The following is a 25,684-nucleotide window of genomic DNA, read 5'->3' on the forward strand; positions in this document are numbered from 1 at the left end:
CGTCAGCGCCCGCTACCAGCCGCGCTCGGCGAGGCGGTGCGGCTCCGGGACGTCGTCGACGTTGATGCCCACCATCGCCTCGCCCAGACCGCGCGACACCTCCGCGATCACCGCGGGGTCGTCATAGAACGTGGTCGCCTTGACGATGGCCTTGGCACGCGACGCCGGGTCACCGGACTTGAAGATGCCAGAGCCCACGAAGACGCCCTCCGCTCCCAGCTGCATCATCATCGCGGCGTCCGCGGGGGTCGCGATGCCACCAGCGGTGAACAGCACCACCGGCAGCTTGCCGGTCTGCGCGATCTCCTTGACCAGCGGCAGCGGCGCCTGAAGCTCCTTGGCCGCGACGTACAGCTCGTCCTCGGGCAGCGCGGTGAGCGCCTTGATCTCTGCGCGGATCTTGCGCATGTGCGTGGTCGCGTTGGACACGTCGCCCGTGCCGGCCTCTCCCTTGGAGCGGATCATCGCCGCTCCCTCCGAGATGCGGCGCAGCGCCTCGCCCAGGTTGGTCGCACCGCACACGAACGGCACGGTGAAGTTCCACTTGTCGATGTGGTGGGTGAAGTCCGCGGGGGTCAGGACCTCGGACTCGTCGACGTAGTCGACACCCAGGCTCTGCAGCACCTGCGCCTCCACGAAGTGGCCGATGCGCGCCTTCGCCATGACGGGGATCGACACCGCGTCGATGATGCCCTGGACCAGGTCGGGGTCGCTCATGCGGGCCACGCCTCCCTGGGCGCGGATGTCTGCGGGGACCCGCTCGAGCGCCATGACGGCGACCGCTCCAGCGTCCTCGGCGATCTTGGCCTGCTCCGGGGTGACCACGTCCATGATCACGCCGCCCTTGAGCATCTCGGCCATGCCGCGCTTGACCAGGTCCGTGCCGACCTGGGGTGTGCTGCTCTGGGGGCTGTCAGTCATGCGGATGCGTCCTTAGGTGTGTGGGGATGGAACTCTGCGTCCATTCTAATCGCGTCACGGTACGTCTCCTCGATGCGGGGAGCGACCTGGCGCCAGTCGAAGGTGCCAGCGCGGTCCTGACCGCGCAACGCGAGGTCGCGACGCGCCTCGGGGTCATCGAGCAGGGCGTTGACGCGCGCGGCGAGCTCGACGGAGTCGCCCACGGTATGCAGCGCCACGCAGGCCTCTCCGTCGGAGTCGGTGGCGACGTCGCGGAAGGCGATGAGGTCGCTCGCGACCACGGCAGCTCCGGCCGCCATGGCCTCCACCAGGACGATGCCGAAGCTCTCGCCTCCCAGATTGGGCGCGCAGTACACGTCTACCGAGGACATGAACCTCGCCTTCATGCCCTCGTCGAGCTCCCCCACGACCTCGGCGCCTGCTCGCGCCGCCTTGGCCGCCACGCGGTCCGAGAACCGGCCCGCGACCAGGAACCGCGCGCGCGGGTAGCGCTTGCGCACGTAGGGAATCGCGGCGAGGTACTCGTCGAGTCCCTTGCGGGACTCGTCCATGCGCCCCAGGATCCCGATGGTCGGGGCGTTCTTGGTGCCGCACCACACCTTCACCGGCTCGGCGTCGACATACTCCTGCGTGTCGACCCCGTTGGGGATGATGTGGGTGGCGGCGACCCGGAGGTGCTCCTTGATGGTGCGGTCCGCGGACGGAGAGACCGCGATGCGGGCGTCCAGCTCCTCGTAGCCGGGCTTGATGAAGGGCTTGGCGTTGCGCATGATGCGCGAGTGCTCGTTGGACGTGTGGAACGTCGCGACCGTGGGTCCCAGGCGAGCCCACATCGCGATCACGGACAGCGACATCGTGCCTGGCTCATGCAGGTGCACCACGTCGAAGCGTCCGTCTCGCAGCCAAGCGCGCACCCTCATCGCGGCGACGAAGCCGAACGTGACCCGCGCGACGGAGCCGTTGTAGTGGACGGGGATCGACCGGCCCGCCGTGGTGACGTACTCCGGAACCTCGGTCTTGGGTGCGGCCGGCGCGAGCACGGAGACCTCGTGCCCGCGCGCCAGCAGCGCCTCCGCGAGGTCCATGACGTGCAGCTGGACTCCTCCGGGACGGTCCAGGGAGTACGGACAGACGATCCCGACCCTCATGCGACCCACCCGAAGCGCTGCAGCATGTGCCAATCCTCGGGGTGGTGCGCGACCTGCTCGCCCAGCCACGCCGTCCACGCACGGGTCATCGCCTCGACGCGATCCTGTCCTGGGTAGTCTCCCGGATCGATCACGGGGCCGAAGGACAGCACCACGCCCCAGCGCGCGCGAGCCCGACGGCGCTGCTCACCGTGCAGCCGTTCGTAGCGCACCATCACGGGGATGAGCATCGCCCCGGTCGCGGCCGCCAGCGCTCCTGGTCCGGGTGCGACCTTCACCTCGTGTCCCCACATCCGGGTGGCGACGCCGCTTCCCGACAGGTCGCGGTCGGCGAGCAGGCAGATCAGTCGTCGGTCGCCGCGCGCGAGTCGGATGAGCTCGCGGAACGTCGAGCTGCCCTCGTGTCCCAGCACGGAGATGCCCACCTGCTCGCGCACGGCGACGAACTGGTCGAAGACCTCACGCGGCTCGAGCACCTCTGCGACGGCCGTGACCGGGATGAGGTTCCTGGAGGCCCACGCCCCCGCGAGGTCCCAGTTGCCGTTGTGACCGAGCACGGCGATCTTTGCGCCCTCGGACGCGAGCAGCGCGCGCATCGGCTCGTCCGCGTCCAGGCGCACGCGGGCGTCGACCTGCTCCTCGGTCATGCGGCTCAGCTCGAGGACCTCGGCGTAGTAGCGGGCCACGGAGGCCATGCCGCGCCGGCCCACCCGGCGCAGCGCTCGTCCCTCGAGGCCTGTCACCCGCGCGAGATTCTCCTCGAGCCTGACGGCGGGCTTGGCTCGCGTCGCCCACGCCGTCCACGCCAGGGTGCCGGCCGCGGCGCGCACCACGCCGGTGGGCAGATGGTCGGCGTTGCGCCACGCGAAGAGGAACGCGTTCATCGACCGCCCGGCTCGTCCACATCGTTCGCGGCAGGCTCTCCCGGGTGGTGATCGGGATGATCGGCATAGTCCAGCGAGTCACGATGATGGTCCTCGTGGTCGCGCAGGTCCTCTCGGTTCGCGCGCACCACCGCCATGGTGCGCTGCACCACGGTGATCGCCGCCAGCACCGCGAGCAGGAACAGCGTCCAGGTGAGCACCCACACCGGCAGCCCCAAGCCCACGAGGCCAGTCGCGACCAGCGCGATGACCAGGCGGTCGGAGCGCTCGGCGATCCCGCCGGATGCCTCGACCCCCAGCGACTCCGCCTTGGCTCGGGCGTACGGCACGAACGATCCGAACGCGAGGCACAGCAGCGCCGCCAGCGACGTGGCGGGCTCGTCGACGCGGAACGACCACACGAGCGCACCGAAGATCGCCGCATCGGCCACCCGGTCGAGCGTCGAGTCGAGGTATGCGCCCAGGCGGGAGGTCTTGCCCGACAGCCGGGCCATGGTGCCGTCGAGCATGTCCGTGATCACGAAGAAGGTGATGACGAGCACGCCCCAGAACAGCATCGCGCCGCCCTGAGGGAAGAAGAAGCACGCACCGAACACCACGCCGATGGTGCCGGCGATGGTGACCGCGTTGGGGTGCACACCCATGCTGAGCAGGCCCTTCGCGGGTGCCTGCCAGATCGCGGCCATCAGGGGCCGCAGCTTGCCGAACATCGTCTCCCCTACTTCTGCTGCTGCCAGGCCTCGCTGAGGCGACGCCAGGTGTCGCCGAGCATCTGCGGCACTGCCTTGGTCTTGGCGATGATGGGGAGGAAGTTGGAGTCCCCCGTCCACCGTGGCACCACGTGCTGGTGGAGGTGCTCGGAGATGCCGGCTCCCCCGACGGCACCCTGGTTCATGCCGATGTTGAAGCCCTGGGTGCCGGAGACCTCCGTCAGCACGCGCATCGCCTGCTGGGTGAGGACGCCCATCTCATCGCGCTCCGCATCCGTCGCCTCGGTGTACCAGCCGATGTGCCGGTACGGGCACACCATGAGGTGTCCAGGGTTGTACGGGTAGAGGTTGAGCACCACGTAGCAGTGCTCGCCGCGGTGCACCACGAGCGCCTCGCGATCCGACCTGCCGACCTTGGTGCACAGCGGGCACGCGGTCTCGTCGTACGACGCCCGCGCCTTGCCGTCCTCGATGTACGCCATGCGGTGCGGGGTCCAGAGCCGCTCGAAGCCGTCGGGCACTCCGCCCATCATCTCCGCCGCGGTGCTGTCCCCCGTCTCCGACATCTCGCTCACGCCGATCAGACCTGCGCCTTCGTGCGCACGGCCTGGACGATGCGCTCGACGGCCTCGTCCACCGGCACGCCGTTGTCCTGGCTGCCGTCGCGGAAGCGGAAGGAGACGGCTCCGGCCTCGGCATCCTCGCCGCCCGCGATCAGGACGAAGGGCACCTTCTCCTTCGACGCGGTGCGGATCTTCTTCGGAAAGCGCTCGTCGGAGGCGTCCAGCTCGACGCGGATGCCCTCCGCTCGCAGTCGCTCGACCACCGTTCCCAGGTACTCGTCGAAGGCATCGGCGACGGGGATCGCTCGCACCTGCACGGGAGCGAGCCACACCGGGAAGGCCCCCGCGTAGTGCTCGGTGAGGATCGCGAAGAACCGCTCGATGGACCCGAACAGCGCGCGGTGGATCATCACGGGCCGCTGGCGCGTGTTGTCCGCCGCGGTGTACTCGAGCTCGAAGCGCTCGGGCAGGTTGAAGTCGAGCTGGATGGTCGACATCTGCCACGAGCGGCCGATCGCGTCTCGGGTCTGCACGGAGATCTTGGGACCGTAGAAGGCCGCGCCGCCCGGGTCCGGCACCAGCTCGAGGCCGGAGCCCTCGGCCACCTCGCGCAGGGTGTCGGTCGCCTCCTCCCAGATGTCGTCAGCACCCACGGACTTCTCGGGGTTGCGGGTCGACAGCTCAAGATAGAAGTCCTCGAGGCCGTAGTCCTTGAGCAGGCCGAGGACGAAGTCGAGCGTCGTGGTCAGCTCGTCCTTCATCTGCTCGCGCGTGCAGTAGATGTGCGCGTCGTCCTGCGTGAACCCGCGCGCGCGGGTCAGGCCGTGGACCACGCCGGACTTCTCGTAGCGATACACCGTGCCGAACTCGAACAGGCGCATCGGCAGCTCGCGGTACGAGCGTCCGCGCGCGTCGAAGATCAGGTTATGCATCGGGCAGTTCATGGGCTTCAGGTAGTAGTCCTGGCCCTGACGCGTGACGTTGCCCTTGCTGTCCTTCTCCTCGTCGAGGTGCATGGGCGGGTACATGCCGTCGGCATACCAGTCCAGGTGCCCGGAGGTCTCGAACAGCTGGGCCTTGGTCGCATGAGGGGTGTAGACGAACTCGTAGCCCTCCTCGATGTGGCGCCGGCGGGAGTACTCCTCCATCTCGGTGCGGATGATGCCGCCCTTGGGGTGGAACACCGCGAGTCCCGAGCCGATCTCGTCGGGGAAGGAGAACAGATCCATCTCGGCACCCAGGCGGCGGTGGTCGCGGCGCTCGGCCTCGGCCAGGCGATCCTTGTACGCGGTGAGCTCATCCTTGGTGGGCCAGGCCGTGCCGTACACGCGCTGCAGCTGCGGGTTCTTCTCCGAGCCCTTCCAGTACGCGGCGGCAGAGCGCATCAGGGACCAGCCGTTCGCCAGCACCTTGGTGCTGGGCACGTGCGGTCCGCGGCAGAGGTCCTTCCACGCCACGTCGCCGTTCCTGCGCACGTTGTCGTAGATCGTGATGTCGCCATCACCGATCTCGACGGACGCACCCTCCGCGCCCTCGGTGTCCTGGGTCAGCAGCTCGCACTTGTAGGGCTCGTGACCCAGCTCGGCGAGCGCCTCCTCACGGGTGACCTCGCGACGCTGGAAGGACTGGCCTTCCTTGACGATGCGCTGCATGGTCTTCTCGAGCGCCTTGAGGTCCTCGGGGGTGAAGGGCTGCTCGACGTCGAAGTCGTAGTAGAAGCCGTCGGTGATCGGCGGACCCACGCCCAGCTTGGCGTCAGGGTGCGCCTGCTGGACCGCCTGGGCGAGCACGTGCGCGGTCGAGTGGCGCAGCACCATGAGGCCGTCGGGCTCGTCGATGGTGACGGCCTCGACGCTGGCGCCGTCTGGCAGCACGCGATCGAGGTCCCACAGCGCGCCGTCCACGCGCATGACGAGCACCTCGCGGCGGTCGCCGTAGAGCTCGGTGCCCGTCGTCGTCGACTCGACCTGTCGCTGGTCGCCGTCGACGGTCAGGTTGATGCTGGGCACCGGATCTCCTTAGGGGTCATGCGCGCGGCTCGCGCGCGGGTCACCCGACGATGCTACCGAGTCGAGCCCTCCCCGGAGGAACCTGCTCCCCCACCCCCGAGCAGCGGAGGACCGCCCGCCTCACACGCCGGGCGTCGCCATGACGGAGGGAGGGCAGTCCGCGAGGCCGACAGGAGGGCCGATGCGCGCGCCGGCTCAGACGAGTGCGCGCCGCTCCGCCACGGCCTCGGCGACACCGAGCCACGCCTGCGCGTGCCCGGAGTCGTCCGTGCCCGCGGCCAGAGAGAGCACGTTGGCGGCGACCCGCGCACGCAGCTCGCGCTCATCGTGGCGCTGCGCGAACGCACGATAGATCCGCTCGGTCTCGCGCGGGACGCAGGTGTAGCCCGTGGCGTCGAGCTCGGGCAGCACGAGCAGATGCGCGATCATGCACGCGCAGTCGTCGATGGCGCGACCGGGGCCCAACGTGTCGAGATCGATGAGCGCCACGACGCGCGTGGGGTCCGTGGCGCTGTCGAGATAGAGGTTGGCCGGGTGCAGATCGCCATGGGTCGGCACGGGCAGCGTGGTCGGCACCACGTCCAGCACCGCGTCGATGCGTGACCTCAGAGCCGTCACGCGCGCGGCGTCGAGCCCATCGTCGATCGCCATGGTCGCGTACTCGCCCACGCGGTCCGCGACGGCGGGGCGGGGCGACAGAGCCAACGCGTCGTGTGGCAACGAGTCCATGGCGGCAAGGATGGCCGCAGGATCGATGCGGGCGGCATCGGAACCGTCGGGACGGTGCAGCGCCCGTGTCATGGGCACTCCGGAAGCCTCCTGCACCACCACGATGCCGTCGCCGGCATCGACGGCGAGCGGAGCGAGCTCGCACATGCGGTGGCGCCGGAGCATCGCCTCGGCTCGCTCTGGTCTGACCACCTTGACATACCAGGTGCGACGCCCGTCCTCGGCCGTGGTCCGAGCACGCAGGACCGCCCTGCGCATGGGCCGTAGCACCAGCATGTCGAGCGACTCGATGGTGATGGTCCTGCCCGTGGCGGCGGACAGGCGCGGCGCGAGGTCCTCGGGGACGGACGCTGCCGCGAGGCCCGGCAGGTAGGGGTCCGCAGGGTGGCGCCAGACGTGCACCTCGCCCACCTCGGAGGACAGCCGCACCGCCTTGCAGGCCTGACGCTGCTCGTCCGTCAGCGCGACGGTGCTTGCCACGAGGTAGATGCGCTCCCCGCCGGCGACCACGTCGAAGCCGGCGGAGGTCTCGGCTCCCGGGCGGGCGTTGACGGCGTCGAGGGTCCAGCTGTCGAGCGCGGTGTGAGAGGTGGCGAGGGCGGCCGCGAGTATGCCTTCTGCTTCAGGCCCCGTCAGCATCGTCGCCGCCGCGTTCTCCTTCGCCATAGCCAACATCACACCACCTACGACGCCGTTTCGTCGGATTCGTGCCTGTTCGTGCGCGGCGTGTCCCCTGCCCGCGCGCACCGGTTGCCGCCAGGAGCGACCGGGTGGAGGATGTGGCGGGACAGCACGCTCGCATCGCTGGGTCACGGCGACGGAGCGAGGGAGGGCGCGGATGAGCGGACTCTGGGATGCCTTCGGCGTGGGCCTGCTGGCCCAGTCGTCGCTGCTGCTGGCCGGCGTCGTCGTGTGCTGGATCAGGTTCTCGAGTCGCGTGGTGGGCCTGCTCGCCGGGTTCGGCGCTGGCGCGCTGATCGCGGCCATCGCGTTCGACCTGCTGCCCGAGGCGGGGACGCTGAGCGGGTGGCAGCTGACCCTCGGGATGCTCGCGGGTGTGGCGATCTTCCTCGCCGGCGACCGGATCGTCGAGAAGCGGTTCGGCGACCGCGGCGAGGGCGGCGCGATGGGGATCGTGGTGGGCTCGGTGGTCGACGGCGTTCCGGAATCGGTGATCATCGGCATACAGATCGCGAGCGGCAATCCTGTCGGCGCAGCGTTCATCGGTGCGGTCTGGGTGTCGAACGTCCCCCAGGCGATCGCTCCGTCAGCGGAGCTCGCCAAGAATGGCTGGAGCGCGTGGCGCCTGGGCCGACTGTGGGCGCTGGTGGTCCTGGCCTGCGGCGTCGCTGCTGCCGCGGGCTACGCAGTGACCGAGCTGACCGGGACGGCGACGGGAGCGTGGATGGCCGCGATCGCGGCGGGTGGCCTGCTCGCGATGCTCACGGATTCGCTCATCCCCTTCGCATACGAGCGCGGCAAGGACCTGGCCGGCGCGGCGACCGTGCTCGGGTTCTGCCTCGCGTTGGGTGGCTCCTGAGGGGCCGCCGCTGTGCCTGGAAGCACGAATCCCGCCCGGCCGGGACGGCCGAGCGGGATTCCTTGGTGGGCGATACTGGGATCGAACCAGTGACCTCTTCCGTGTGAAGGAAGCGCGCTACCACTACGCCAATCGCCCCGAGCGGGTTCCATAGTAGCGCCTCCAGAGCGGGCCGGTGGACACCCTGCACGACGGTGCAGCGGAAGATGACAGAAGTCTCATCCGCTGGTGTGTCAGCGGGTGTCGCACCGACGCCATGTCTGGCGATCCCCGAGCCAAGGCTGGCGGCAGGCGCCGGAGCCTGAGTTCGGTGCGGGCGGGGATCCTCGCAATCGTGATGGGCGAGACGGTCGAGCTCACCTCGACCCTGAGCGCGTCGCGCGCGGCAGGGTCGACGGTCCCTCCGTCGAGCTCGACGTCGGGTCCGAGGTCGTCCCGGCCGTCGCCCGAGTCCGCGATCGCGGCGCCAGCGCCGATCGCCACGATGCCCAGCGCTCCGGTCACCATCCAGATGGTCTGCTTTCCCATGATCGTGCTCCTGTTCCTGTCCCGCGGTCGCGGGCTCGTGTGAACAAGACTGGGCGGCCCGCATGAAACCACGAGGAGAGTCCGATGAGGGTCCTCTCATCGACTGGCGCGCACGGAAGCCTGGCTATCCACCCCGGCGCATGGCACCATTCGTCTGTGACCACCCTCGTGATCGGTCCCACCACACTTCGCGACACGGATGACGGTCGTGTGCGCGCGTCCAGCGTCATCGCCGGGCTGGACGAGCCCCTCGAGCTGTGGGTGGACCTGCACCCCTCGCTGCGCGACGCCGTACCGGACCGCGCTGACCCCTGGCTGCCCGCGACCGCCCTGCTCGCCTCGCGCCTGGGCGCCACCGTGCGAGCGGAGTCGCCCGTCACCGCACCGTTGGTTCGCTCGGCTCGCGGTGTCACTCAGCTGCTCAGCGAGTGGTTCCCCGCGGAGATGTCGCGCGTCGATGTCTCGGCGACGACCGCTGGGCGCGTGGCGCCCTGGCGGCGCCACCCCGGGAGCAGCGCGATGTGCTTCACCGGTGGCGTCGACTCGTTCTACTCGCTCCTGCGCGCGCAGGATTCTCCCGACTATCTGGTGAACGTCTCTGGGCTCGATGTCACCAGCCGCTGGCCCGAGATCGAGAAGGCGACTCGTCTGAGGCTTCTCCGCGTCGCGACGGACTTCGACGCGCGGCTCGTCACGCTGCGCTCGAACGTTCGCACCGTGATGCTCGATCACGGGTTGCGGTGGGGCGACCATGCCCACGGATCGGTGCTCGCGGGGTTCGGCCATCTGCTCTCAGGGCGCCTGGGCACCTTCATGATCCCCGCCACTCACTCGAAGGCGAGCGTCCAGCCTTGGGGCTCGCACCCTCGCCTGGATCCGCAGTGGAGCAGCGACGCGCTTCGAGTGGTCCACCACGGCTTCGAGGCCTCACGGGTCGACAAGACCGCGGCCATCGCGCGCGACCCCCGAGCCGTGGACTCCCTGCGGGTGTGCCTGCGCCACAACAGCGACGAGAACTGCGGCGAGTGCAGCAAGTGCCTGCGCACCATGGCCACGCTGGCGTTCCTGGGGGAGCTCGACTCCACGAACCGCTTCCCGACCGACCTCACACCGTCGCTCTTCGAACCGATCACCGTGTCCAAGCAGCAGGACCTCAACCACTTGATCGCGGCGCGCGATCTGGGGCTGCGGACCCAGCGCCGGCCGGACATCGTCGAGGCGCTCGACGGCGTGATCGCCCGCAGCGAGGCACAGATTCACGCAGCCTCCCCGTGACGGATCAGCGCCGATGCGGGACGGGCGGGTCCGCGTCCTTCTCGGCGGCGAGCTCGTAGACCGCACTGAGCTTGCGCAGCAGCGCTCCCGGCAGCAGCTCGGTGCCGTCGAGGCTCGATACGTGCTGAACGCCGCGCGTCGACGACGTCACGGCGAGGTGAGCGCGGCCCTCGATCGCCTCGTCGAGGACCGCCATGGTGAGCTCCCCGGGAGCCGTGACGCGGATCGGGAGGGCGGCGCGTACGGCCCATTCGAGCGCCAGGCCCCGGGTGATGCCGGCCAGGCAGCCGGATGCCAGCGGCGGGGTGAGAATCTCGCCGTCGCGCTCGACGAACACGTTGGTCGCGGTGCCCTCGCACAGATTGCCGTAGGTGTTGGCGAGGATGGCCTCGTCCGCGCCCTTCGAACGCGCGTACTCGACCATGACGACGTTCTCGGCGTAGGACGTCGACTTCACGCCGGCCAGCGCCGAGCGCTCGTTGCGCTTCCAGGGAGCGCGCACCGCGTGGCAGACGCGTGGCCGCGGGGCAGCGACGCCCGTCACGATCAGCGTCGCGGGACCGCTGCCACGGGCGGAGCCCATGGGGCCCTCACCCGACGTGACCGTCACGCGGATACGCGTGAGCGCGCCCTCGCCGGCCTTCAGGACCGCCGCGACGGCGTCGCGGACCTGCTCGACCTCCGGAGCCGCCAGGCCGATCCGATCCGCCGAGTACTCGAGCCGAGCAAGATGGCGCGAGAGGGCGAACGGCACGCCGTCACGAACCGCGATGGTCTCGAAGATCCCGTCTCCCACGGTGAGCCCATGATCCGTCGCCGAGACCACCGGCTCGCCCGGCTCCCGGAGCGCGCCCCCCGCCCACACGATCGGATTCATGGCTGCATCCTTTCAGCGGATGCCAGGGCGATCAACCGTCTGGCCTTCAGTTCCGTCTCACGCCACTCGCCCTCGGGGTCGGAGCCCCAGGTGATTCCCGCGCCGGTGCCGAACCTCAGCTCGCCGTCGCGCCACCAGAAGGTGCGGATCCCCACCGCCAGCTCGGCGGTGCGCGCGTCCGCGTCCACCCACCCGATCGCGCCGCAGTAGGGACCGCGAGGCGCGGTCTCCTCGCGCGCGATGATCCGCAGCGCAGCGGACTTGGGCGCGCCGGAGACCGACCCGGGCGGGAAGGTGCCGTCGAGCAGGGAGCGCCACATCGATGGCGTCCAGCGCGCGTCGTCCGCGAGCGTCACCTCGACGGTCGATTCGAGATGCGTGAGGCCGGGATGGTCGTGCTCGGCCAGCAGCTCGGGCACCCGCACCGATCCGGGCCGCGCCACGTGAGACAGGTCGTTGCGCACGAGATCAGTGATCATGACGTTCTCGGCCACGTCCTTGTCGAGCATGGACTCGCCCGGGGCTGCGGTGCCCTTGATAGGCGACGACCGCACGCGGTCGCCGTCCACGGCGAGGTACAGCTCGGGCGACGCGGACACGATCCATGCGCCGGGGTCTCCTCCGGAGCCACGCGGGATCACGATGCGCGAGGCGTACCGCGCCGGATTGCCGAGCGCGAGCCGTTCGCTCAGCGCCACCGCGTCAGGGCCGTTCTGCGGTGCAGGCATGGGCGCGCTCAGCATGCGGCACAGGTTCACCTGATAGACGTCTCCGTCACGGATGTCCTCCCGGATCCGCTCGACCCCGCGCAGATACTCGTCACGTGTGAGCGAGCTGGCCCACGCATCGGCCTCGGGACCCGACCAGGTGCGCCCAGTCCTGACGGGCGGCGAAGCGTCCCGCTCCACCTCGGCCATCCGCCAGGCGTCCACGCGGCCGTCGAAGTCGCCCACGACCACCCAGAAGCCCGCCTCCGCGAGCCGGTGCCCCTCGCGACGGGCGTCGATGTGCTCGAGGACGCCATGGGCGCGCACGCCGCGAAACTCCGCGCTCGCACGGTTGTGCCCCGCGCCACCTGGGTCCATGCGCTCCACGCTAGTGGGCCGACACGCCGCGCACGCGCAGGGCGGCGCGTTCGTTTTGGTATCCGGGCCAACTATCGGCTACAGTCATTCCCTGTTCGGAACTGCGGTTTCGACATGCGGACGTGGCTCAGTTGGTAGAGCATCACCTTGCCAAGGTGAGGGTCGCGGGTTCGAGTCCCGTCGTCCGCTCGGAGGGCCGATGCCTCCTGCGGTGTTGGTACTACGGTGGGTTGGCCGAGAGGCGAGGCAGCGGCCTGCAAAGCCGTATACACGGGTTCGAATCCCGTACCCACCTCGGGCGATTGGCGCAGCGGTAGCGCGCTTCCCTGACACGGAAGAGGTCACTGGTTCGATCCCAGTATCGCCCACCACGCACGACTGAGGCCGCCCTTCGGGGCGGCCTTCGTCGTCTGCGCAGCTCTACGGGCTCAGCTCCCCGACGTCGACCCGGGCCTCGAGCCGATTCCCCGGTCCGGGGAGCGGGCACACCCAGTCGCTCGAGTAGGCGCACGAGGGCTGGAATGCGAAGTTCAGGTCCACCACGAGAGCGGCGCGGTCACCGCCCAGATCCGCTCCCTTGACGCTGTCGAGCACGTATCGACCCCCGCCATAGGTGCTCTCCCCCGCGCCTGCGTCGCGCAACGGGAGGAACACGCCGCCGCCGTAGGAGTCGAGCCACCACACGTCGAGGCTTCCGAGCCCTGGCAGCTCGACACGACCCACGCGCTCGAACGGCACCAGGCCATCGGTGGGCGTGGGCACCTCGCGGCGCTCCGGGTCCGCGGCGAGCACCGGGACCTCGAAGCGGAACTCGGGATCGTACGGGGCGACGTTCGCGCGGAAGCCGTCCCGCGCATCTGCCGGGACGGCTGTCGCAGGATGCGTGGACAGCAGCACGTCGCGACGATCCCGCCAGAGTCGATGCGCCTGTGCGGGGTCCGGCTCCGCCCGCACGGCGGCATAGAGGTCGAACATCTGCCTGCGCCAGTCGCGCACGTCCCACGAATCCATGTCCTCGACGCTACCTTCCCGTCTCAGGCAGCGGCGACCAGCGCGGCGACGCCCTTCTCGAGCTCCGCCGCGACGCGGTCGGGATGACCGTCCACATATCCCTCGACGAGCGCGCCGTCGCGCATCATCATGATGTGCCGCGCGACGCCGTCGGCATCGGCCACGTCGCGCACAGCAAGGGCCGCGGCGATCGTCTGCGTCATCCAGGCCCTGAAGCGGGTGACGACCTCGCGCACGGGATGCTCGGCGTCCGGGTACTCCGCAGCCGCGTTGATGAATGGGCAGCCGCGAAAGTCCGGGCGGCAGATCTCCTGGGCGAGCGCATGCGCGAGCGTCGTCGTGGTGCCGGCGCCTGCGGCGTTCGCCACCACGGCCTGGACCCGTGCGAGCTCGGCCTCGAGGTATGCCACCACCAGCGCCTCCTTCGAGGGGAAGTGCCGGTAGAAGGTGACCTTGGACACGCCTGCGAGGGCGATGACGCGATCGGCGCTGACAGCACGGATGCCGAGTGCGTTGAACTGTGGGATCGCGGCCGCCAGGATCGCCTCCCGCGCATGGCCGCGGATGGTGGTGTCCGTCATACGTCCGCCTCCTCGGAATCGATGTCAGGCTACTCGCGTTCGACGTAGACGTACTAGTAACTCAATGAACGAGGGAGCCATTCCATGTCCACCAAGCCCACGGTCTTCTACACCGCTCACGCCACCGCCACCGGGGACGGTCGCAACGGGCACGTCGCCACCGACGACGGGCTCGTCGATCACGACCTCGCCACGCCCAAGCCGTTCGGCAAGCCGAGCAAGACCAACCCGGAGCAGCTGTTCGCCGCGGGCTACTCCGCGTGCTTCAACTCCGCGATCGGGCAGGCCGCGAAGTCGCTCAAGGTCGACGTCGAGGAGAGCGCGGTGACCGCTCATGTGGGGATCGGTCCCATCGGCCTGCGAGGCGGGTTCGGGCTTGCGGTGACCCTCGACGTGCATCTGCCGGGCCTCGATGAGGAGACCGCGCGTGCTCTCGCCGCCAAGGCGCACGAGATCTGCCCGTACTCCAACGCCACTCGGGGGAACATCGAGGTCGATCTCAACGTCTCCACGTCATGATCGAACGGCCGATGCGCGGCCTCGCCGCGCATCGGCCGTCCCGAAACCTCAGCGTCACGCCGATCTGCGAGGATGGCGGTGACCGTAACGAATGGGGACGCGACTCGATGTCAGAGACCAGTCACGAACGCACGCGCCGGCACGGCCACCGCGCCGATGCTCCAGTGCCAGGATCGACGTACCGCCTGCAGCTGAGCGCGGACTTCACGTTCGCGGACGCAGCGGAGCGGCTCGACTACTTCGAGGCGTTGGGCGTGACGCACCTCTACCTCTCCCCCGTCCTCGAGGCCGCCCCAGGGTCGACGCACTTCTACGACGTGGTCGACCACTCCCGCATCGCCGCGTCCCTGGGAGGCGTCGAACAGCTTCGGGAGCTGTCGTGGAAGGCGGGCGAGCGCGGCATCGGCCTCATCGCGGACGTGGTTCCCAACCACATGGCCGTCCCCACCCCGGCGTATCACAACACCGCATTGTGGTCGGTGCTCGCCGAAGGCGAGGAGTCGGACCATGCCCACTGGTTCGACGTGGACTGGTCCAGCGGCGACCCGGTCCTCATGCCTGTGCTGGGACAGCGCATCGGCACCGTGCTCGCGGCAGGCGAGCTCTCGCTCGACACGATGGTGGTGCCGGGCTTCGAGGAGCGCGGCGAGGTCCCCGTGCTGCGCTACTACGAGCACGTGTTCCCCGTGCGCGAGGGCACGGAGAACCTGCCCATGGCAGACCTCGTGGACCAGCAGCACTACCGGCTCGCCTACTGGCGAGTGGCGAACGAGGAGCTCAACTACCGGCGCTTCTTCGACGTCGGGTCCCTCGTCGCCGTGCGCGTCGAGGACGAGGACGTGTTCGAGGCCACGCACCGCGTGATCGTCGACCTCGTGAAGGACGGCACCCTGCAGGGCCTGCGGATCGACCACCCGGACGGCCTCGCGGACCCTGCCGGCTACCTCGCACGCCTCCACGACGCCACCGACGGCGCGTGGATCGTGGTCGAGAAGATCCTCGAGGGCGACGAGCAGCTGCCCAAGTCCTGGAAGACCGCCGGCACCACGGGCTACGACGCCGCGTGGCGGGTGGGAGCTCTGCTGCGGGACCCCGCCGGCTCCTCGCCCCTGGCCGCGACGCTGCACCGCGTCACCGGCGATGCCATGGGCACGCTGCCGGAGATGATCAACGAGGCCAAGCGAGAGATCGTCAAGGACTCGCTGTCATCGGAGGTCCACCGACTGGCCTCCATCGCGCACGAGATCTGCCACTCCGACGTGCGCCTGCGCGACCACACCTGGCGGTCGCTCTATGACTGCATCCGCACCCTCCTCGTCACCTTCGATCGCTATCGCGCCTACGTGGTCGCTGGCGTGCCGCCCAAGCAGCCCTCCCTGGAAGCGATCGACCACGCGGTCGAGCGCGCGTTGGTGCAGCTCGACGACGAGCGCCACGAGACCCTCGAGGTGCTCGTGGACCTGCTCAAGGGGGCCGAGGTGGGCAGCGCCGGGCGCACCGGCGACGCGAACCGCCGGGAGCTCATCACCCGCTTCCAGCAGGCCTGCGGAGCGGTGATGGCGAAGGGCATCGAGGACACCGCGTACTACCGCTGGACTCACCTGCTGCCTCTGTGCGAGGTGGGCTCGCCCGCAGGCCGCTTCGCCTTGCCGCCCGCAGGGTTTCACGCATGGGCTGACGAGCAGCAGCACTCCTTCCCCCACGCCATGACCTCGCTCACCACGCACGACACCAAGCGCTCCGAGGACGTGCGGGCACGCCTGTCGGTGCTCTCGGAGGCATCCGAGGAGTGGGACGCCACCGTGACCCGGCTTCAGGACGCGACCGCGCGGATCCGCCCCGCCCTGCTGGACGGACGCACGGAGAACCTGTGGTGGCAGACGCTGGTGGGGACCTCGGACGAGCGCGAGTTCATGGAGTGGGACAGGCTCGAGGGCTACCTCATCAAGGCCATGCGCGAAGCCAAGACCGCCACCACCTGGACGGGGGTCGACACGGACTACGAGTCCGCCGTCCTGTGGTTCGCGCAGTCCAGTCATGCCGATACGCAGGTGCGCGAGATCGTGCGCGGGTGGCACCGCTCGGTCGCCGCAGGCGTGCGAGCAGGAGTGCTCTCGATGAAGCTCATCCAGCTCACCATGCCTGGGGTGCCCGATGTCTACCAAGGCACTGAGATGCTCGCTCCATCGCTGGTGGATCCGGACAACCGCCGGCCCGTGGACTTCGACGCCCGCGCGCAGGCACTCGCGCGGCTCAGCGGCCGGGCGCGCCCCAAGACGCTGAGCGAGGAGAAGCTGCTGGTGACCGCCCGGGCGCTGCACCTGCGCCGCGACCACCCCGAGGCCTTCATCGGCGATGCCGCCGGCTATCACCCGCTGCCATCGTCCTCGGGTCACGCGGTGGTGTTCGCGCGCACCGTGGATGACGAGGCTCGCGTCATCACCGTCGCGACGCGGCTGGGTCTGGATCTCGAGCAGCTGGGCGGCTGGCGCGAGCACACGGTGACCCTGCCGGACGGCTCCTGGACGGACGTCCTCAGCGGGCGCACCTTCGAGGGAGGTGCGGTGGATCTGAGCGAGCTGCTGCCATCGCTGCCCGTCGCCTTGCTGGTGACCGACTGATGCGGCTCCAGGTCTGGGCCCCCACGGCCGATGCGGTGGTCGCCGTGATCGGCGAGCCCGACGGCGAGCGTGACCGTGCCGTGCTGACGCGCGGTGACGACGGATGGTGGACGGGCCCGGAGGTGCCGCCTGGCACCGACTACGCGTTCGAGGTCGACGGCGAGGGTCCCTGGCCGGACCCGCGCAGCGCGGAGCAGCCGTACGGCGTCCACGGTCCGTCGCGAGCCTTCGATCCGGGACGCCACCGCTGGCAGGACTCCGGATGGGGCGGTGTGGACGCGCTGGGATCGGTCCTCTACGAGCTCCACGTGGGCACGTTCACTCCCACCGGCACGCTCGACGCTGCGATCGTCCAGCTCCCCGATCTCAAGGCCACCGGGATCGACATCGTGGAGCTCATGCCGCTCGCCCCCTTCCCGGGCAGGCGCGGCTGGGGCTACGACGGGGTCTCGCTCTACGGCGTGCACGAGGCGTACGGCGGGCCCGAGGCCCTCCAGCGCTTCGTGGACGCCGCGCACCGCGCCGGCCTGGGCGTCTGCCTCGACGTCGTGTACAACCACCTGGGACCGGACGGCAACTACCTCTCGAAGTTCGGTCCGTACTTCACGGATGCGCATGACACCCCGTGGGGCTGGGCGGTGAACGTCGACCAGGACGAGGCGGATGGCATGCGCCGCTTCATCTGCGACAACGCGCTACGGTGGTTCGAGGACTTCCACGTGGACTGCTTGCGTCTCGATGCGGTGCATGAGATCCGCGACGACTCGCCACGCCACATCCTCGCGCAGCTCTCGGACGAGACGGCCGCGCTGTCAGAGCGGCTGGGGCGACCGCTGTCTCTGGTCGCGGAATCGGACCTGAACGACGCGCGCATGGTCACGCCCACCTCGCAGGGGGGACTGGGCATGACGGCGCAGTGGAACGACGATGTGCACCACGCGATCCACGCGTACCTCACGGGCGAGCGACACGGATACTACGTCGACTTCGGCTCCGTCGAGGCGCTCGACAAGGTGTTCCGCTCCGTGTTCTGGCACGACGGCACGCACTCGCCGTTCCGGGGCCGCACCTGGGGCGCGCCCGTCGCGCCGGAGGTGGACCGTCGCCGCTTCGTGGTGTGCGCCTCGAACCACGATCAGGTGGGGAACAGGGCCATCGGCGACCGCCCCTCCTCCTCGCTCTCCCCTGGTGCGCAGGCGACGTCGCTCGCGCTGGTGCTGCTGTCGCCGTTCACCCCCATGCTGTTCATGGGCGAGGAGTACGGCGAGACCCGGCCCTTCATGTTCTTCACCGATCACGACGAGCCGCTGGGCAGCGCCGTGAGCGAGGGGAGGATGAGCGAGTTCGGCGGGCACGGCTGGGAGGAGCTCTATGGGGGCTCGGTGCAGGTGCCAGACCCCCAGGACCGCCTCACCTTCCTGCGTTCCAAGCTCGGTTCCGGCATCGGTGCCGCGAGCGCTGGCCACGACGCGATCCGCGCCTGGGTCGCGGACCTGATGGCGCTGCGCCCGCTCATCGGCCCTCGCGAGGCGTGGGAGGCGCACCCGCCGGCGATCTCCGAGTCCGCGCCCCGCGCGCTCACCCTGCACGGTCCCGTGACCGTGCATGCGAACCTGACCGATGCGCCCATCACCGTCGAGGGATCGTCTCCCCTGGCGACATTCGGCGAGGTCTCGCACCACGACGGCGCTCTCACTCTCGCTCCGGACGCGGTCGCGGCTGTCGCCGCGGCCTGACGCGAAGCGAGGCTCAGGCGCCGAGCGCCTGAAATCCCTCGTAGACCATGAACGCCGGCCACACCAGGCCCTGGAAGAATGCGCCTACGTGCTCCCAGAAGCCGTCGGCGACCTGCCAGTAGTACACGATCGCACCAAAGATGCCGATCCCGTAGATGGCGCCTCCACCCGCTGCTGCCGAACCGCCGTTGCTCATGTCCTGTCCCTCCGTCGGGCCGCTCGCTGACGATCCCTGTCTAGCAGTGCGCACGCCGCACCGCGCGGCGTGCGGTGCACTAGCGTGGAGGCACCATCACGCACGGCCAACGAGGAGCCGCCCATGGGCAAGAGATCGCACTGGCGCGAGCACCCGGCGCACGCACTGCGCGTCGACCACGGCTTCCGCCTCGAGAGCTTCGATGCCGCCGCGACGCCGGGTTTCGAGGGCGCGCAGAAGCATGCCGAGCGTCTGATGGAGCGGCGAGGCGCGGACCTCGCCGAGCTGCAGGAGCGGCTGTACGCCCACGGCCGTGCGGGCGGGGATCGCTCGATGCTGCTCGTGCTGCAGGGCATGGACACTGCGGGCAAGGGCGGGATCGTCCGCCACGTTCTCGGCATGGTCGATCCGCAGGGCGTGGCGAGCAGAGGGTTCGGCGTGCCCACCGAGGAGGAGCGCGCGCATCACTTCCTGTGGCGCATCGACCGAGCGCTGCCGCAGGCCGGGCGCATCGGCGTGTTCGACCGCTCGCACTACGAGGACGTGCTGGTGGTGCGGGTCCACGGTCTGGTGCCCGAGGCCGTCTGGCAAGGCCGCTACTCGGAGATCAACGAGTGGGAGGCGCAGGTGGCTGAGCGGGGCACGACCATCGTGAAGTGCGCGCTCATGGTGTCGCCGGAGGAGCAGCTGAACCGCATCGAGGAACGCCTGGAGCGCCCGGACAAGCACTGGAAGTACAACCCTGGCGACCTGGACGAGCGCGCGCATTGGCCCGCGTACATGGAGGCCTACCAGGCTGTGCTGGACCGGACCTCGACGCCGAGCGCGCCGTGGCACGTGATCCCTGCGGACAACAAGTGGTACGCGCGACTCGCCGTCACGGAGCTGCTGGCCTCGGCACTGGAGTCACTCGAGCTCGGGTGGCCGCAGGCCGACTTCGACGTTCAGGCGGAGCGGGAGCGGATCGCGCGGCTGCGCTCCAAGGAGGTCTGAGGGCCCGTTGCCCCGTCGGGCCGCCTGAACCTCGGTGGTGACGCTGCCGGACCGCATGCCCCACGGGCCCGTGACCTACTCCCCCGCGACCATCGCGAGCAGGCGGCTCAGCGCGCGGTAGTACTTCTTGCGGAATCCGCCTCGAAGCATGTCCTGCGAGAAGATCTCCCCCAGGGAATGGCCCGACGCGATGATGCGCACGTCCCGGTCGTACAGACGGTCGACCAACGACACCACGCGCAGCGCCTGAGCCTGGTCGGGCAAGGGCGTGACGCCGCGCAGCCCGAGCACGGCGACCCCCTCGACGTAGGCGCCGTAGCGGCTCGGGTGGACGTGCGTCAGGTCCTCCATGAGCGCGCCCCAGTCCTCGCACGCGGCATCGTCCCCGGCACACGCGCTGAGCACCTGGTCCACGGTGGCGGGCGCCGGGAAGGCGAGGTCGCCTCGGCCCCTGTAGTCCGGGCCGTCGATGGTGATCACCTCGAACACATGCGAGAGGGCCTGGATCTCGCGCTTGAAGTCGTCGGCGGCGAAGCGGCCCTGGCCCAGCGAGCCCGGGAGGGTGTTGGAGGTCGCGGCGATCGCCACCCCGGCATCGGCGAGCTCGCGCATGAGCCGTGCCATCAGCACCGTGTCGCCAGGATCGTCGAGCTCGAACTCGTCGATGCACACCACCGAGAAGTCCTGGAGCGCCGCACGGGTGGACTGGAAGCCCAGGGCTCCCACCAGGTGCGTGTACTCGACGAAGGTGCCGAAGACCGCGCTCCGTCCCACCTCGTGAGCAAGCGCCGCCAGCAGGTGGGTCTTGCCGACGCCGAATCCGCCGTCGAGGTAGATCCCGCGTCCCCCGCTCGCCCGCCGCAGCGCGCCCAGCCCGCGGCGCCCCACCCCTTTCGCGAACGCCCTCACCTCGGCGACGGCCGCCTCCTGACTGGGAAAGTCCGGATCCGGGACGTAGGAGGCGAACGTGGCCTTCGCGAAGTGCGGTGGGGGGACCAGCGCCGCGATGAGAGCCTCGGGCTCGACGTGCGGTCGCCGTCCGACGAGGCGAGCGGTCATGCACCACACCCTACTGACGCGCGAGCGCTCCGCCGGGCACCGAACCCCCGGCCCGGCGCGACTAGTGCCCGGTCTCCGTGGCCTCCGGATAGAACTCACGGTACTTGCGGCGGTAGTTGAACGTGAGGGCGGCGATGGTCAGGCGCCGGCGCAGCGAACCATCGGCAGGGTTGTGCAGCGGGCGTGCGACGCCGCGCTTCGCGACCTTCGCCACCCGCGCCCTCAGCGATCCGTCGAGGAGGTAGCGCAGGAGCAGCGAGAGCGGCACGACCGAGTACAGGACCTCGCTCGTGGCACGGACGGGCTCGATCTCCTCGCCATCGAGGTCCGCCGTCACGAACCAAGCGGGGTTCGCGCCGGCCGCGGTCACGTACCAGTTGTTGCGGCCGATGCGCGGGTTGACCTCGAAGAACACATGCTGCCCGGTGCGTGGATCGCGCTTGTAGTCCGCGTTCGCGAAGCCGCGGTAGTCGACGCGTTCGAGGTAGCGCACCATGGCGTCCATCGCGTCCGAGTACGGCTCGGTGAGGATCGCCGCAGGAACGCCCAGCGTCCCCGGCGTGTGCTCCTCGAGCAGCACGCGGCCCGTGCACAGCAGCGTGACCTCGCCGCGGGAGTCGCGGTACGCGGTCAGCGAGCGCATCTGCGTCTCGTCGCCAGGGATGAACTCCTGGAGCAGATAGGTGCCGGCGAACTCCGACGAGCCGATGCGCGCGAGGAGGTCGTCGACCTCCGCTCGGGTCGCCAGGTGCTGCACCTTGAGCTTCCCCGGATACTCCGCGCGATGGTGCTCGGCAGATGAGCTCGCCTTGCCGATCACCGGGTAGGTCAGGGCGTCGAGGTCGCCGTCGGGCACGCCGCGGCCGGAGTCGAAGCGCACCGGAACCGTCAGCGGGACCGGGATGCCCAGCGCCAGGCAGTCCTCCTGGAACGCCTCCTTCGACTCGACGCGTGCGAACGCGCCCGCGGAGCACAGGGGGATCTCGAAGTGTGGCTCGAGCTCTGCCCGCCTGGCGATGATCGACTCGACGTACCAATCCGCGTTGGACAGCAGCACGAGCCGCTCTCCCGCGCGCTCCTGAGCGAGCTCGACGAGCGAGGCGACCAGTGCATCGGCGTCGTCCACGTCTGCGATGCGGACGTCCGCGATGCGCGTGTCCGCGAATGCGCGCGTCTGGAGCCTGGACACCACCACGCCACGCACCCCCGAGTGATCGTGGAAAGCGCGCAGCAGCGCGTAGGCGCCGATGTCGCCACCCACCACGACGGGGATCACGCGTGCCGCCTCTCGGTGAGCGCCAGCGGCGCGGCTCAGGCCTCGACCTCGGAGCGATCGCCCGACCACAGCGTGTGGAAGGTGCCCTCGCCGTCGATGCGCTTGTACGTGTGCGCGCCGAAGAAGTCACGCTGGCCCTGGATCAGTGCGGCCGGCAGGCGCTCCGCGCGCAGCGAGTCGTAGTACGCGAGCGACGAGGAGAAGGCGGGGGCAGGCACGCCCGTGAGAGCGGACTGCGCGACCACCCGGCGCCACGACGAGACGCCGTTCGCGACCGCGTCGACGAAGTACGGGTCGACCAGCAGGCTGGGAAGGGACGCGTCGCGCTCGAACGCCTCCGTGATGCGGTCCAGGAAGCGCGCCCGGATGATGCAGCCCTCGCGCCAGATCTTCGCCATGTCGCCCTTGACGATGTTCCAGCCGAACTCCTCGGACGCCGCCTGGATCTGGTCGAATCCCTGCGCGTAGGCGACCACCTTCGAGGCGTAGAGCGCGAGTCGCACGTCCTCGACGAACGCCTCGCGGTCCTCGAGCGCGAACGGCTCGGTGTGCGCGGCGAGCACCCCGCGCGCGGCCTGGCGCTGCGCGACCTGCGAGGAGATGGCGCGAGCGAACGTCGCCTCGGCGATGCCCGTCACCGGTACGCCGAGGTCGAGCGCGGACTTGACGGTCCAGCGGCCGGTGCCCTTCTGACCGGCCTCGTCCTTGATCACGTCCACGAGCGCCTTGCCCGTGCGTGCGTCGGTCTGGCGCAGCACCTCGGCGGTGATCTCGATCAGGAAGGACTCGAGGTCGCCCTGGTTCCACTCGGCGAAGATGTCCGCGATCTCGGCAGGCTCGAGGTCGAGTCCCGTGCGCAGGAGGTCGTAGGCCTCGCCGATGAGCTGCATGTCCGCGTACTCGATGCCGTTGTGCACCATCTTGACGAAGTGCCCGGCACCGTCGGGGCCGATGTGCACGCAGCACGGCGTGCCGTCCTCCGCCTTGGCGGCGATCTTCTCGAGGATCGGTCCCAGGGTGACGTACGACTCAGCCGGTCCACCAGGCATGATCGAGGGTCCCAGGAGGGCGCCCTCCTCGCCGCCCGAGACGCCCGAGCCCACGAAGTGCAGACCCTTCGCGGCGAGGTCCTTCTCGCGGCGCATGGTGTCCGTGTAGAGCGCGTTGCCGGCGTCGACGATGATGTCGCCCTGATCCAGCAGCGGGGTGAGCGCGTCGATCACGGCGTCGGTGGGGCCGCCTGCCTGGACCATCACGACGACCTTGCGCGGCTTCTCGAGCGACGCAACGAAGTCCTCGAGCGACTCCGCGCCGATGAAGTCGCCCTCGGATCCGTGCTCCTCGACCAGGGAGTGCATCTTCTGGGGCGAGCGGTTGTGCACCGCCACCGTGAACCCGTTGCGGGCGAAGTTGCGGGCCAGATTGCGGCCCATCACCGCGAGTCCGGTCACACCGATCTGAGCAAGCGCCATGATTGCGTCCTTCAACGTCAAGGGGGGTCGGGGTACGCGCCTAGCCTAGTGGGCGCTCACCGCGTGGCGAACCCGTGGCCGCACAAGCGCACACCTAGGCTCAACGCATGGCACGCGACCACGCCTCGGCGCCGCCCCTGTTCCAGGAGGCCCTGCGGTCGCTTCAGCACGCCCGCACACGCGCCGATGTGACACTGGTCGAGACGCCGGCGCCGTCCCGCATCGCCCCGTTCGCGATCGCGATCGAGGGTGAGGTGAACGCTCCGGACACGGAGGCGTCAGGGCGGTTCGTCGTGCTGCATGACCCCGACGGCCAGGAGGCATGGGAGGGCGTGCTGCGGATCGTGGCGCTCGTGAAGGCACAGGTCGAGGACGAGGTGGGCGGCGACGACATGTGGTCTGACGTGGCGTGGTCGTGGCTGGGCGAGGCGCTCGAGGGCGTGCCCCACCATGCGCGCAGCGGCACGGTCACGAAGGTGACGTCGCGCTCGTACGGCGATCTCGCCTCGCGACCCTCGCAGGTCCAGGTCGAGCTGCGAGTGTCCTGGACCGCGGAGGACGCCGACCTGGAGCCCCACATCGTCGCCTGGACGGACCTGCTGGCCGCCTGCGCCGGCGTACCCCCGCTTCCCGAAGGAGTGAGCATGCTGCCCGGAGCCGCCCGGTGACCGAGACGACGCCGGAGGAGGAGACCCCTCCCACTCCCCTGCTCGAACCCGCCGAGGGCGTGCCCGACGTCATCGAGACCGAGGAGCAGCTGGCCGCGATGGCCGAGCGGTTCGCCGCGGGGCATGGGCCGATCGCGGCGGACGCGGAACGCGCCTCAGGCTTCCGCTACGGACAGGCCACGTATCTCGCGCAGTTCAAGCGCGCCGGGGCGGGCATCGCTCTGATCGACACGGACGCGCTCCCCGACCTGTCGTCCCTCAACGCGGCGTTCGGTGACGCCGAGTGGGTGTTCCACGCCGCCAGCCAGGACCTGCCCGGCATGCGCGACCTGGGCCTGACCCCGGCATCGGTCTTCGACACGGAGCTGGCCGCACGCCTGCTCGGCTGGCCCAAGGTGGGGCTGGCCGCGGTGGTCGAGCGCGAGCTCGGCTTCGCGCTCGCCAAGGAGCACTCGGCGCAGGACTGGTCCACCAGGCCGCTGCCGCACTCGTGGCTCGTGTACGCCGCCTTGGACGTGGAGGTTCTGCTGGACCTGCGCGACGGCCTCCACGCACACCTGGTCGAGGCCGGCAAGCTGGAGTGGGCGCGCCAGGAGTTCGAGGCGGTGCGCACGGCTCCCCCGCCCGAGCCGCGTGTCGATCCGTGGCGGCGCACCTCTGGCTCCCATCAGATCCGCGACCAGCGTGGCCTGGCGATCGTCAAGTCTCTGTGGGAGGCGCGCGACAAGGATGCGCAGCGTCGGGACGTCTCCCCCGGGCGGGTGCTGCGCGACGCGGCGATCGTGGCCGCGGCTCAGGCCAGGCCCGCCTCGCTGGATGCCCTGCTGCGCGTGCGCGAGTGGCAGTCCAAGGGCACCAAGCGGCGTGCCCCCCACTGGTATCCCGCGATCGAAGCGGCCATGGCCCTGCCCGACCGGGAGCTGCCCCCCAAGCGCGGGCCGCGCGGAGACGGTCCTCCGCAGCCGCGCATGTGGCGCGAGAAGCGGCCCGACGCCGCCGCGCGACTGGCGCATGCTCGTGACGATGTGACCGCGCTCGTCGAGAGGCACGATGTCCCCGCGGAGAACCTCCTGCAGCCCGACGCCCTGCGCCGATGCTGCTGGGAGTACCGCGGCGGTGGCGAGCAGTGGATTCGCGACTTCCTGGCTGGGCGCGGGGCGCGTCCGTGGCAGATCGACCTGCTCGCGCCGATGCTCGCGGAGTCCTTCGACGCGGCCGAGGCGGAGTCGGAGGCGGACGCGAGCGAGGACTGAGCCGACGCGGCCTCGGGGCCGAGTGCCGCT

General features: G+C 70.0%; 24 protein-coding genes and 4 tRNA genes. 12 read left to right on the forward strand and 16 right to left on the reverse strand.

Translation table 11 applies throughout. The features are described 5' to 3' along the window. Positions 1-12: 12 nt before the first annotated feature. The 7 genes from pdxS to Dac01nite_RS07045 form a co-directional block, all read right to left on the reverse strand. Positions 13-921: a pyridoxal 5'-phosphate synthase lyase subunit PdxS gene (gene pdxS, locus Dac01nite_RS07015; RefSeq protein ID WP_203654974.1), complete on the reverse strand. Its 909-nt coding sequence runs from the start codon at positions 919-921 to the stop codon at positions 13-15. Further along, on the reverse strand, positions 918-2,069 hold the full coding sequence (locus Dac01nite_RS07020) for a glycosyltransferase family 4 protein (protein ID WP_203654976.1): 1,152 nt from the start codon (positions 2,067-2,069) through the stop codon (positions 918-920). Before Dac01nite_RS07020 ends, pdxS begins: the two co-directional genes overlap by 4 nt. Beyond that, positions 2,066-2,953: a phosphatidylinositol mannoside acyltransferase gene (locus Dac01nite_RS07025; RefSeq protein ID WP_203654983.1), complete on the reverse strand. Its 888-nt coding sequence runs from the start codon at positions 2,951-2,953 to the stop codon at positions 2,066-2,068. The genes Dac01nite_RS07020 and Dac01nite_RS07025 overlap by 4 nt, the downstream gene beginning before the upstream one ends. Next, complete coding sequence (gene pgsA / locus Dac01nite_RS07030) at positions 2,950-3,663, reverse strand: phosphatidylinositol phosphate synthase (RefSeq protein ID WP_203654985.1); 714 nt, start codon at positions 3,661-3,663, stop codon at positions 2,950-2,952. Before pgsA ends, Dac01nite_RS07025 begins: the two co-directional genes overlap by 4 nt. 8 nt (positions 3,664-3,671) lie before the next feature. Further along, positions 3,672-4,229: an HIT family protein gene (locus Dac01nite_RS07035; protein ID WP_203655268.1), complete on the reverse strand. Its 558-nt coding sequence runs from the start codon at positions 4,227-4,229 to the stop codon at positions 3,672-3,674. Between the two features lie 14 nt (positions 4,230-4,243). Beyond that, entirely contained in the window at positions 4,244-6,235 is a 1,992-nt protein-coding gene (gene thrS, locus Dac01nite_RS07040) for a threonine--tRNA ligase (RefSeq protein WP_203654987.1), read from the reverse strand. Between the two features lie 195 nt (positions 6,236-6,430). After that, positions 6,431-7,630, reverse strand: coding sequence for a phosphotransferase (locus Dac01nite_RS07045; RefSeq protein ID WP_203654995.1), 1,200 nt, complete (start codon positions 7,628-7,630; stop codon positions 6,431-6,433). A gap of 172 nt (positions 7,631-7,802) precedes the next feature. Between Dac01nite_RS07045 and Dac01nite_RS07050 the strand changes: the two genes are divergently transcribed. Next, a complete protein-coding gene (locus Dac01nite_RS07050) occupies positions 7,803-8,504 on the forward strand; it encodes a ZIP family metal transporter (protein ID WP_203654997.1) in 702 nt (233 codons plus the stop codon). A 63-nt stretch (positions 8,505-8,567) separates the two neighbouring features. On the opposite strand, the gene Dac01nite_RS07055 is transcribed toward Dac01nite_RS07050, so the two are convergent. Continuing rightward, a tRNA-Val gene (locus Dac01nite_RS07055) sits at positions 8,568-8,642 on the reverse strand. 196 nt (positions 8,643-8,838) lie between these two features. On the opposite strand from Dac01nite_RS07055, the gene Dac01nite_RS07060 reads away from it, so the two are divergent. Both Dac01nite_RS07060 and Dac01nite_RS07065 read left to right on the forward strand, forming a co-directional pair. Continuing rightward, entirely contained in the window at positions 8,839-9,075 is a 237-nt protein-coding gene (locus tag Dac01nite_RS07060; protein ID WP_203655005.1) for a hypothetical protein, read from the forward strand. Positions 9,076-9,188: 113 nt separating this feature from the next. Then, entirely contained in the window at positions 9,189-10,307 is a 1,119-nt protein-coding gene (locus tag Dac01nite_RS07065; RefSeq protein WP_203655007.1) for a hypothetical protein, read from the forward strand. Between the two features lie 4 nt (positions 10,308-10,311). Here the strand turns inward: Dac01nite_RS07065 and Dac01nite_RS07070 are convergent, their stop codons facing one another. Continuing rightward, positions 10,312-11,184, reverse strand: a complete 873-nt coding sequence (locus Dac01nite_RS07070; protein ID WP_203655016.1) for an aminotransferase class IV — start codon at positions 11,182-11,184, stop codon at positions 10,312-10,314. After that, positions 11,181-12,269 (reverse strand): chorismate-binding protein, encoded by a 1,089-nt coding sequence (locus Dac01nite_RS07075; protein ID WP_203655025.1) that lies wholly within the window; start codon positions 12,267-12,269, stop codon positions 11,181-11,183. The genes Dac01nite_RS07070 and Dac01nite_RS07075 overlap by 4 nt, the downstream gene beginning before the upstream one ends. 116 nt (positions 12,270-12,385) lie before the next feature. On the opposite strand from Dac01nite_RS07075, the gene Dac01nite_RS07080 reads away from it, so the two are divergent. The 3 genes from Dac01nite_RS07080 (at position 12,386) to Dac01nite_RS07090 (ending at position 12,640) form a co-directional block, all read left to right on the forward strand. After that, positions 12,386-12,458: transfer RNA gene (locus Dac01nite_RS07080), tRNA-Gly, on the forward strand. A gap of 35 nt (positions 12,459-12,493) precedes the next feature. Continuing rightward, positions 12,494-12,564: transfer RNA gene (locus tag Dac01nite_RS07085), tRNA-Cys, on the forward strand. A gap of 1 nt (position 12,565) precedes the next feature. Beyond that, positions 12,566-12,640 (forward strand) — tRNA-Val (locus Dac01nite_RS07090). Between the two features lie 49 nt (positions 12,641-12,689). Here the strand turns inward: Dac01nite_RS07090 and Dac01nite_RS07095 are convergent. Together Dac01nite_RS07095 and Dac01nite_RS07100 are read right to left on the reverse strand one after the other, a co-directional pair. Then, positions 12,690-13,280 (reverse strand): DUF1684 domain-containing protein, encoded by a 591-nt coding sequence (locus Dac01nite_RS07095; RefSeq protein ID WP_203655027.1) that lies wholly within the window; start codon positions 13,278-13,280, stop codon positions 12,690-12,692. A gap of 23 nt (positions 13,281-13,303) precedes the next feature. Next, positions 13,304-13,861, reverse strand: coding sequence for a TetR/AcrR family transcriptional regulator (locus Dac01nite_RS07100; RefSeq protein WP_203655029.1), 558 nt, complete (start codon positions 13,859-13,861; stop codon positions 13,304-13,306). An 84-nt stretch (positions 13,862-13,945) separates the two neighbouring features. Between Dac01nite_RS07100 and Dac01nite_RS07105 the strand changes: the two genes are divergently transcribed. From Dac01nite_RS07105 to treZ, 3 genes are all read left to right on the forward strand, one after another. Beyond that, positions 13,946-14,380 carry an organic hydroperoxide resistance protein gene (locus tag Dac01nite_RS07105; RefSeq protein ID WP_203655031.1) on the forward strand — a complete coding sequence of 145 codons (435 nt, stop codon included), beginning with the start codon at positions 13,946-13,948 and terminating at the stop codon, positions 14,378-14,380. Between the two features lie 107 nt (positions 14,381-14,487). Continuing rightward, positions 14,488-17,001: a malto-oligosyltrehalose synthase gene (gene treY / locus Dac01nite_RS07110; RefSeq protein WP_203655033.1), complete on the forward strand. Its 2,514-nt coding sequence runs from the start codon at positions 14,488-14,490 to the stop codon at positions 16,999-17,001. Then, positions 17,001-18,737 (forward strand): malto-oligosyltrehalose trehalohydrolase, encoded by a 1,737-nt coding sequence (gene treZ / locus Dac01nite_RS07115; protein WP_203655035.1) that lies wholly within the window; start codon positions 17,001-17,003, stop codon positions 18,735-18,737. Before treY ends, treZ begins: the two co-directional genes overlap by 1 nt. A gap of 13 nt (positions 18,738-18,750) precedes the next feature. Here treZ and Dac01nite_RS07120 read toward each other — a convergent pair whose 3' ends face one another. Further along, a complete protein-coding gene (locus Dac01nite_RS07120) occupies positions 18,751-18,933 on the reverse strand; it encodes a hypothetical protein (protein ID WP_203655037.1) in 183 nt (60 codons plus the stop codon). Positions 18,934-19,056: 123 nt separating this feature from the next. On the opposite strand from Dac01nite_RS07120, the gene Dac01nite_RS07125 reads away from it, so the two are divergent. Further along, entirely contained in the window at positions 19,057-19,926 is an 870-nt protein-coding gene (locus Dac01nite_RS07125; protein WP_203655039.1) for a polyphosphate kinase 2 family protein, read from the forward strand. A 75-nt stretch (positions 19,927-20,001) separates the two neighbouring features. Here Dac01nite_RS07125 and zapE read toward each other — a convergent pair whose 3' ends face one another. The 3 genes from zapE to gnd all read right to left on the reverse strand — a co-directional run bounded on the left by zapE (position 20,002) and on the right by gnd (position 23,733). Next, the gene (gene zapE, locus Dac01nite_RS07130; protein WP_203655055.1) at positions 20,002-20,985 is read right to left on the reverse strand and encodes a cell division protein ZapE; all 984 of its coding nucleotides are present in this window, start codon (positions 20,983-20,985) and stop codon (positions 20,002-20,004) included. Between the two features lie 61 nt (positions 20,986-21,046). Further along, the gene (locus Dac01nite_RS07135; RefSeq protein ID WP_203655059.1) at positions 21,047-22,261 is read right to left on the reverse strand and encodes a carboxylate--amine ligase; all 1,215 of its coding nucleotides are present in this window, start codon (positions 22,259-22,261) and stop codon (positions 21,047-21,049) included. A 35-nt stretch (positions 22,262-22,296) separates the two neighbouring features. After that, on the reverse strand, positions 22,297-23,733 hold the full coding sequence (gnd, locus tag Dac01nite_RS07140) for an NADP-dependent phosphogluconate dehydrogenase (protein WP_203655061.1): 1,437 nt from the start codon (positions 23,731-23,733) through the stop codon (positions 22,297-22,299). A 107-nt stretch (positions 23,734-23,840) separates the two neighbouring features. Between gnd and Dac01nite_RS07145 the strand changes: the two genes are divergently transcribed. Next, complete coding sequence (locus Dac01nite_RS07145; protein ID WP_203655063.1) at positions 23,841-24,401, forward strand: DUF3000 domain-containing protein; 561 nt, start codon at positions 23,841-23,843, stop codon at positions 24,399-24,401. Next, entirely contained in the window at positions 24,398-25,654 is a 1,257-nt protein-coding gene (locus Dac01nite_RS07150) for an HRDC domain-containing protein (protein ID WP_239066561.1), read from the forward strand. The genes Dac01nite_RS07145 and Dac01nite_RS07150 overlap by 4 nt, the downstream gene beginning before the upstream one ends. Positions 25,655-25,684: the final 30 nt, after the last annotated feature.

Source organism: Demequina activiva (assembly GCF_016862815.1).
GTDB lineage: Bacteria > Actinomycetota > Actinomycetes > Actinomycetales > Demequinaceae > Demequina > Demequina activiva.